Source organism: Roseivirga sp. UBA1976, assembly GCF_002336325.1.
GTDB classification, from domain to species: Bacteria; Bacteroidota; Bacteroidia; order Cytophagales; family Cyclobacteriaceae; genus Roseivirga; species Roseivirga thermotolerans.
In genome coordinates this window covers 3,371-12,698 of the sequence record NZ_DDDQ01000107.1, presented here as the reverse complement: position 1 = coordinate 12,698, position 9,328 = coordinate 3,371, and the positions used below count along the sequence as shown (strand labels likewise).

5 protein-coding genes are annotated in these 9,328 nt (G+C 47.6%); 1 reads left to right on the top strand and 4 read right to left on the bottom strand.

The window, feature by feature from the left end:
* Positions 1-4,328: gliding motility-associated C-terminal domain-containing protein (locus B3763_RS10760; RefSeq protein WP_286746364.1), on the top strand; the 4,328-nt coding region annotated here is incomplete at its 5' end.
* A 203-nt stretch (positions 4,329-4,531) separates the two neighbouring features.
* Here B3763_RS10760 and B3763_RS10755 read toward each other — a convergent pair.
* From B3763_RS10755 to B3763_RS10740, 4 genes are all read right to left on the bottom strand, one after another.
* Entirely contained in the window at positions 4,532-5,719 is a 1,188-nt protein-coding gene (locus B3763_RS10755; RefSeq protein ID WP_286746362.1) for a phosphoglycerate kinase, read from the bottom strand.
* A gap of 6 nt (positions 5,720-5,725) precedes the next feature.
* Complete coding sequence (locus B3763_RS10750; RefSeq protein ID WP_189630168.1) at positions 5,726-6,685, bottom strand: L-threonylcarbamoyladenylate synthase; 960 nt, start codon at positions 6,683-6,685, stop codon at positions 5,726-5,728.
* Entirely contained in the window at positions 6,685-7,395 is a 711-nt protein-coding gene (locus tag B3763_RS10745; RefSeq protein ID WP_286746359.1) for a tetratricopeptide repeat protein, read from the bottom strand. Before B3763_RS10745 ends, B3763_RS10750 begins: the two co-directional genes overlap by 1 nt.
* A 51-nt stretch (positions 7,396-7,446) precedes the next feature.
* On the bottom strand, positions 7,447-9,328 hold a 1,882-nt coding region (locus tag B3763_RS10740), incomplete at its 5' end, for a FlgD immunoglobulin-like domain containing protein (protein WP_286746357.1).

Genomic DNA, 9,328 nt, shown 5'->3' with positions numbered 1-9,328 from the left:
CCGACAGCACCATTTACCACATTACGCAAGACATTGGTGGTGCCACCACCCATCTCAACCGAATTAATCAGCCCGATAGCGTTGTAGCGCGCATTCAGTATGAAGCTAACCTTTTCAGCGATGTCAACCCACAATCCAACTATTTCAGTCAGTTCAGCCCACTTAAAAATACGCAGCCGTTTATTGAGGTAGGCGTTCAGGACGGCACCTTGTGCATGAATACTCCCATACAGTTTTATGTATCATTCGAGCCTAGCACTATAATACCGGGCAGCATTAACTGGGACTTTCAACCCATAAATTTACAGTCCAATATGCAAGCTCCATTGGTTACGCTAGACCAGGCGGGCCCCTTGCTGGCTACTGTTTCTATGGAAGTTAACGGACTGACCTATTCCGGCATACTCAATACTCAGGTGGAGCAAAACGACCTTCAGTTGTCTTTGCCCGATACCACAATTTGCCCTGGCGAAACTTTGACACTGGATGCACAACCTCAGAGCTCCGGAGGCGGAGGTGGCGGTGGCGGTGGCACCGGCTCATACGATTACCTCTGGAGCACGGGAGAAACTACTCAGACCATCGATGTGACCGAATCGGGAGATTACTGGGTGGTGGTTACACCAACGGGAGGCGGATGTCCGGTGTATGGCACAGCCAGAGTTACCGTATATGGCGATGAAGGCCAAACCGCCAACATCTGGTATTTTGGCAATGGTGCGGGTATAGATTTTAATGAAGAAGAAGGGCTTGACCCTCCTCCGCGCAGCATAACCGACCCCCACGCCATGAACGCACCGGCCGGTACCTCTACCATTTCCGATGCCAATGGCGATGTACTATTCTATAGCAATGGAAAAACCGTTTGGAACAGAGAAAATGGTGTAATGCCCAATGGCACCAACATAGGAGGAGATAGTGTGGCTGTTCAGGCAGTAATTATTGTGCCATTTCCCGAAGATGAAACCCTGTACTACCTCTTCACCACCCAGGAAGTATACGGTTCTAACATTTATGCGCTGAAATATTCTGTGGTAGATATGAAAGCCGATAATGGCCGGGGAGACGTTGTGCTGAAAGATATTATCCTATACACCAATAATACAGAAAGGCTGGCTGCCTACGAAGTTGGTGGAGGCTTTTGGTTACTGGCCCATGAGTTCGGAAACAACACCTTTAGGTCGTACCCGATAACTGCCGATGGTATTGGAGCCCCCGTGCTGTCTTCGGCCGGATCGGTCCATTCGTTCAACGATGCCGCCAGTGCACAAACCGGTATGAAATTCTCGAGCGATGGTCAGCGTGTGGCCGTAGCTCTAATTGAAGGTACCGAGGATTATGTAGAGCTTTTCGATTTCGATCCTCAAACCGGTGAAATTGTAGAGTTTGAGTACCGAATAGACCTCAACGAAGGAGGCAGTGCCAATGATGAGGTTTATGACGTACATTTTTCAACAGGAGGAATTAAGCTGTTTGCCACCATGAACAACCGATCGGGAAGCAGCCCGGGAGGAAGAATATTGGAGTACCGGGTAGACTCCTTCTCTACTGAGGCTTCCAGGCTAGCCTCCAGAGCCGATATAACCAGCGGCCAAAATCAGAATGTGAATTATGGACAAATACAAACCGGTCCCAACGGAGCCATCTACGTAGCTGTAGAAACTCCGGGTAATCCGGGAGGTTCCGCTTTTGTAGCCTCCATCAACGCCAATGAAGACACCACAGCCAACTCAGGATTCACCCCTCAGGCCGTAGTGCTTACAGTTGGGCATTCAAGGCTTGGCCTGCCCAATTTTGTGCAAAACAATGCCAACCCGCAACAACTGCCGGGCATGAGTGCCCCAGACGAAACCTGTGTGGAAGAGCGCATTGCTATGAGCGGAACGGGCACCTCCGATATTGATGAGTTCTATTGGAGCATTACCAGGCAGAGCGACAACAACACGGTGTTCAGTGCTCAAGGGCAAGACACAGCCTACGTGTTTACCGAAGATCAAACAGGGCTTTTCAACATTTCGCTCAACATCGTAAACCGCTGTGGCCTTGATACTACCCTGGTACAGCAAATAGAAGTTTTTGCAACACCTGATCCTCCTATGATTCCGCAAGCCATTTCACTTTGCGAAGGAGACACTTATACCCTGGATGCTTTAGGGCAGGGAAATCCGGACGATCCGGGACTTACATTTGAGTGGACCGATAGCCAAGGCACAGTAGTATCGACCAGCAGAACCTTTACAGTTACTCAAGAAGAAATCTATACCGTTACCATCAGTAATGCACTGGGTTGTTATAGTTCGGGCGAAACGTTTGTTGGACCTCCTTTCGAAATTAACCTGCCGGAAGCCAGCACCATTTGTCAGAATGGAGTCCTGACACTAGACCCGGAGGTTACAGCCAACAATTACATCTGGACCGTACGAAACCCCGACAACTCTACCACAACTCTGCCTAATCAGAGAAGAGCAACGGTTGACAGCAGCAATCCGGGAGAATACTTGTACGTGGTATCTATTGAAGACCCCATCAATGCCGGCTGTTTTGTGAACGACACTACTCGGGTAACCATTAACCCCTTAGCGCAAGCTACTGCAACCAATATTGTAAACCCTGCCTGCGGAGCCAGCAATGGTAGCTTTGAGCTAAACATTTCCACAACAGGAAGTTACTCATATACCGTTACCGGCAACTCTACCGGGCAAGTGGCACAAAACTCAATTGCGGGTCCGGCTGTTGAACCGATAAGCAACCTGGCAGCCGATACTTATACCGTAACTATTACCGATAACAGTAGTGGTTGTGTTCAAACTCTGGATAACATACAGGTGCAAAATGATCCGCCTGACTTTACCATCTCCAATGTAACAGCTACCGATGCGGACTGTAGCAATCCCACCGGCTCTATTCGGGTTACGCTTGACACGGATGTTTTCCCGATTAGCTATGTACTCACCAACAACGATAACGGAAATACAACTTCCGGTACCGTAAATTCAGCAATTGCCGCCACTACATACGACTTTGAGGTAAGCGGCTTAAGTGGAGGAACGTATGATCTTGAGGTTACATCGAATGGAAACTGCGTGCAAAGTCAAACAGGTATAGTCATTAATCAACCTCAACCGGTTGACTTAACCACCGAGCCCTTTGTGGAAGAATGTGGCCCTAACGCACAGCTCACAGCCTCCTCTTCTACAGCCAACGCATCGTTTAGCTGGACAGGCCCTAACGGTTACACAGCCAGTGGCTCTAATGTAACTGTGACCGAGAGCGGCACCTATACCGTAACCGCCACTGCACCGGGAAGCTGTGAAGTTTCTGAAAATGTAGTGGTCGACCTTACCATTCAACCAGTGGTTCAGATCAACGAAATTGGCGATGTATGTGAAGGTGAGATTACACTTGAAGCTGAGGTGAGCAATCCGCAGCCGGGAGCGAATTATACTTATAACTGGTCTAACGGAGCCACAACCAGAAGAATAACGGTGAATAGTACAAACACCTACTCGGTAACAGTCAGGCACTCTGATAACCTGAATTGCTCGGGCAGTACTTCAACCAACGTTACCATTCCTGAAGCACTGGAAGCGAGCCTTACATCGTCTCCGGCCTGTGATGACGGCTCACCCATTACGCTTACGGTAAACGTAACTTCCGGCAACCCCAACAACTACACCTGGACACGAGACGGTCAGGCTACAGGGCTTTCCGGTTCTTCTGTGAGTGTAACAGACGAAGGTGTTTACACCGTGAACATTTCTAACGGAACCTGCTTTATTGAGCGAAGCATTACTGTGCGCAGACAAGCTGTACCGGAAGGCCTACTGCCTGAGGTGGAGTACTATTGCTCCACCCGAACATCCAATCCTGTGCTTTTGGCCGGAAGAGGCTTTGAAACTTACGAATGGACCCGCAACGGTCAGCCTTACCCCCAGGGAGGAAGAACACTTGCGGTGGAAGGCCCGGGAGAGTATGTCGTAACTATGACTACCGCCATTGGTTGTGTTCGCACCGATTCGGTAACCATTATTGAAAGTTGCGATCCGGAGGTTATTGCTCCCAATGCTTTTGCACCGAGCAGCCCTGCGCCAAACAATACCTTCTCTGTGTTCCCGAATGACTTTGTCGATAACTTCCAGATTTTCATTTACACCCGCTGGGGTGAGCTTATTTACCAAAGCAACTCAGTAGATTTTAAATGGGATGGCACCTTTAACGGTGAATTGGTTCCTCTTGGTACGTATCCCTATGTAATCCGGTTTACCTCGCGCTTTGAGCCGGAAAGAGGTCAGTTTGAACAGAAAGGAGCAGTAACTGTAGTTCGTTAAAATAGAACGCTTACTATTGAGGTAATAAGGTACTCCACAAACACCACTAGCCGCAAGAATAGGGAGCATGTATCCTTACAATCATGCATGCGGCTTAAAAAAGAGACTGTCTCACTCCCCCGTATCAAACATTACAGGCTTGTGAGACAGTCTTTCTATTTTTACACTTTAAAAATCGAATGGGTAGAAGTCGGGTCAGAAGATTAATCTTCTAAAGCTGCTACACCCGGCAGTTCTTTACCTTCCATGTACTCTAGTAAAGCTCCACCTCCGGTAGAAACGTATGATACCTCTTCTCCATAGCCGAGGGTATTGACAGCAGCAGCAGAATCTCCCCCACCAATCAGAGAGAAGGCTCCTTTCTTAGTTGCTTCTACGATGGCCTCGGCAACAGATTTTGTTCCGGCTGAGAATTTGTCCATTTCAAACACACCCATTGGCCCATTCCATAGAATGGTTTTAGACTCTTTAATGGTTTGCGAAAATACCTCAGCAGCTTCAGGCCCTATATCCAGACCCATCCAACCTTCCGGAATAGAAGTGTTTATACATACCTGCGTTTTGGCTTCATTGCTGAAAGCATCCGCAATTACAGAATCCATAGGAAGCATAAGATTTACCCCTAAGGATTTGGCTTTTTTGATGAGTTCTTGCGCAAGGTCCAGCTTATCTTCTTCCAGCAACGAACTTCCGATAGAACCACCCAATGCTTTAAAGAAGGTATAAGCCATACCTCCACCAATCACCAGGTTATCCACCTTTTCGAGCAATCTTTCAATAATGAGTATTTTATCGGAAATCTTAGCCCCACCCATAATGGCCGTATAAGGCTTTTGGGCATTATCGAGTACTTTCTGGGCATTGTCTAGCTCGGCCTGCATTACAAAACCACATGCTTTCTGGCTAAAGAAGCGAGCAATTATAGAGGTAGATGCATGGGCTCTGTGAGCCGTGCCAAAGGCATCGTTGATGTAAATATCTCCATGTTCTGCCAATGATTTAGCAAAGGCTTCATCGCCTGCTGTCTCTCCTTTATGAAACCTCAAGTTTTCCAACAAAAGTATTTCTCCGGCCTTTAGGTTTGCTGAAAGCGACTTTGCTTTATCTCCAATACAATCGTCTGCAAACTTTACTTCCGTAGAAAACACTTCTGACAAATGGCCCACGAGATGTTTGAGGGAATACTTTTCTTCGGGCTGATCTTTAGGGCGACCAAGGTGAGACATCAATACAACTGCTCCGCCATCGTCAAGAACTTTCTGAATGGTGGGTATAGCCGCCTTTATTCGGGTGTCGTCCGTAATCTGATAATCTCCATTGAGCGGCACATTAAAGTCTACTCTTATGAGGGCTCTCTGACCCGAAAAATTGAAATCGTTAATGGTTTTCATAGGTTGTTATTTTGCAGTTGCTCTTTTTAGTCTATCATTAATGGCTCTACCCAGCCCCACATCAGGAACTCTTTGCGTAAGTATAAGTGCTATGTGGTTGTTTTTGTCCATAGTCCTGAGAGCCGTAAACAGGTTTCTTGCCGCCTCTTCCAAATCGCCTTTGGCAGATAACACAAACTGATTCTCTAAAGGCAATTCTTCCAAAGGATGTTGAAATACTATGGCTCCAATTTGCGAAAAATCATTGGCCGCTTTCCAATTGAAGCCATCAATCCATACAATCGATTTACCGGGTGCATAATGGCTCTTGAGCATACCGGGAGCCTGCGGACTGGAGCTGGAGTGTTTGTTCACACGTACGGAGCCAATTACCTCTTCTATTTGCTCTACAGCAAGCCCTCCCAAACGGAGCACCTTAGGTTTTTCTTCCAAAAAACTCACTATGGTAGACTCTACACCCACCCGGCAAGCCCCTCCATCTAAAATGTAATCCACAGTATGTCCCAGTTGGGCTTCCACATGTTCTGCGGTGGTGGGGCTCACATAGCCAAACGGGTTGGCACTTGGAGCGGCCAGAGGAAACTCCAGTTGAGCCAGCAGGCTGAGTGTTAGTTCGTGGTTGGGAATTCGAACGGCCACCGAGTCCAGCCCTGAGGTTACCAGGTCGGGCACAATGCTCTTTTTTTGTAGAAGCAATGTGAGTGGTCCCGGCCAAAACTGCTTCGCCAGTTGAATGGCCTGATCGGGTATGTATCGAACAAACGACTCTACCTTGTGAAGAGAGTTGGTATGCACAATCAGAGGGTCGAATGAGGGTCTGTTCTTGGCCTTAAATATCTTGCTAACACTACTTTCCTTCAGCGCATTACCGGCAAGCCCATATACGGTTTCGGTAGGAATCGCCACCAGCCCTCCCTGCCTCAGAATTTCTTCTGCACGGCCAATATCTACACCAATTTGTGCCACTACTGCATACAGTTTTGTGAAATAGCCTCCATGGCGCCTTCAAAACCAAGGCTTGCTGCACTGTTCAGGTATTCGCAGCCCTGAGGTTTATTGTCTCGGGTCAACTCGGCCAACCCCAGCCAGTAGTAGGCCTCTCCATAGTCCGGTTTTATCTCAATAGCTTTTTTGAGGTCGTAGGTGGCATCTTCAAAATTATTAATGCGCAGTTCGGCTTTCCCTTTGTTCAGATAGATCAAAGCATTGTTAGGATCCATGCGCAAGGCAAACTCAAAATCGAACAAGGCTCTGTCAAACTCATTATACTTAAAAAGAATAGCCCCTCTGTTCAGGTAAGCATCTACCACATCAGGCTTTATCTCCGTTACATAGTCATAGTCCAGCATAGCCTCATTGTCTCGGCCTAAAAGCCTGAACGCATTACCCCTATTAAAAAATGCCTGATACTGGGTGGTGTCGGTATTGATGGCTTGGGTAAACACCTCAATGGCCTCATCGAGTTGGCCAATACGCAAGAGGGCCACTCCTTTGGCATTGAGAGCCACATAGTTTTGTGGGTTCTTCTCGAGGGCTTTATTCAGCTTTTTTAAAGCTTCAGCGTAGTTTTCCTGCCCCATTAGTTCTCTGCCTTGCTGCACCAACTCTTCTTCTGACGGTGAGCACGAGAACATTAAAAGTGTAACGACTGCGAAAATGGTTAGTTTGCCCCTCATAGCTTTGTTTTGAGGCGGTAAAGATAGCAGTAGTCTTACAGTAGAAAAAATCTATTCTCTCTGTAATACTACCTTACGACTGTAGCTTTTTTGTTCGTATGTAACCCGAATTAAATAGACCCCATTGCCTACCGGCTGCCCCAATGAGTTGGTGCCGTCCCAGAAGAAGTCGTTCTGACCTACAAAGGCCAGGTTGCTGGTGACTCTTTTTACCTCATTGCCCCTTGAGTCGTAGACCCGGATGATGAGCAAACGGGTGCGAGGCGCATTGACCTCAATAGTTACCTCATCGGCAAAAGGATTGGGGTATACATTGGCAATTTCAAAATCTTCTTCAACCACCAGGTTTTCGTTGGGCACCACGCCATCTGCCTGGGCTGTATACAAGCCATTGCCATGTGTTGCGGCTACCATTTTTCCATCGCTCTGCCTAAAATCTATCATGTTCACCACCATATTGCCAATGCCTTCGGGAGACTCTTGCTCCCACACCACATTTCCTTCTAGCGAAGTAGTGGAGTACAGGCCGGTGCTGGTAGCTGCATAATACAGCTTGGTTCCGTCAGTTTTAGGCACAATGGCGGCCCAGCGGAAAGAAGGTCCATTGCCTGTTCCGTCTTCAAACTCTTCCAGATTGCCAGACACGTGAGTAAATGTGGTTCCACCATCGGTACTTCGGAAAAGGCTCTTTACACCATAGTTAGAAAAAGCCACCAATATGTGGTTGGCATCGGTTGGGTCTATGGCTATGCAGCGAATGTAACCACCCACCGGAAATTCCTGGCCCGTAATTTCTTTTACCGAATAAATGTCGGAATGGGCATTGTCTATTCTAAATAACTGACCGTTTCCGGTACCATAGTAAACAATGTCTTTAGGGTTGGTAGATACCTGAATGGCGCTAATTACTCCTGCCTGCACCTCTGTTCTTGTGAGCCTTTTCCAGTTAACTCGTGCCGGGCTTTGACTTCCGGCCGGAATTTGCGACAGATTTTGGTTGTACCATACAAAATCGCCACCGGCCAGATACATTCGGTTGGCATTGTTAGGGTCGAGCACATAGGGGTTCACAAACAGGTACGATTGGCTGGGATCAGTACCGCCTCCAACCGGATCTACTCTTGCGAAGGAGGTTATCTCCGCATTGCGATTTAGCGTGAGCCTGAAAATTCGCGAGTTCTGGAAAGACAGGTAGTAGTAATAGCCATAAGGGGTTGAGGCTGTAAAGCCACCGTCTCCGCCCAAAATCCTGATGCCGTTAGGGCCTTGGTTCACCAACTTATCGAGCGTTAATATAGAGCCATTGTCTTGTGTACCACCAAGCACCACTTCTTCCAATGGATACCGGCTATAGGAAGCCGTATAAAACTGGGTGGTCACAAAGGTGTTGTTTAACGGTATATAAGTAACTTTTTCTGCCCTTGAATCGCTGGTTATAAACACTCCACCATCGTTAGTAGATATAAGAGCGTCCGGAAAAGCATGGATGAAATGAATAGCATGCTGATCGGGGTGATGGTTGGGGTAAGTGCTTATGTTTTCCGACTCGGGATCATAACCACCAATCCAGGAAATATTATCGGCAGTGGCGAACCCATCGGTAGACCGGTAAAGGTTAGTTCCTCCTATAAATACCACGTTTGGGTTTGTGGGGTGAATGGCCACGGTGAGATTATACGAACCTTGTGAGTCGAATGCTTCTAACTCTTCCGTTTCTATGGGTACGTTGGCCGAGTAGTCTGTAAAGCCTTCTCCCTCCACATATTTCCACAAACGATAGCCTTTGCTGCTTTCCGCTAAAAAGTAGAGCAACCCGGGGTTTGATCTGGATGAGGCAATCTCAATTCTTCTAAAGCTCTCTTCGCCCGGACGAAACAGCGAGAGTATACGCTGCCAGTTTTGACCATCCTCCGAACGATAGATACCTCCGTTG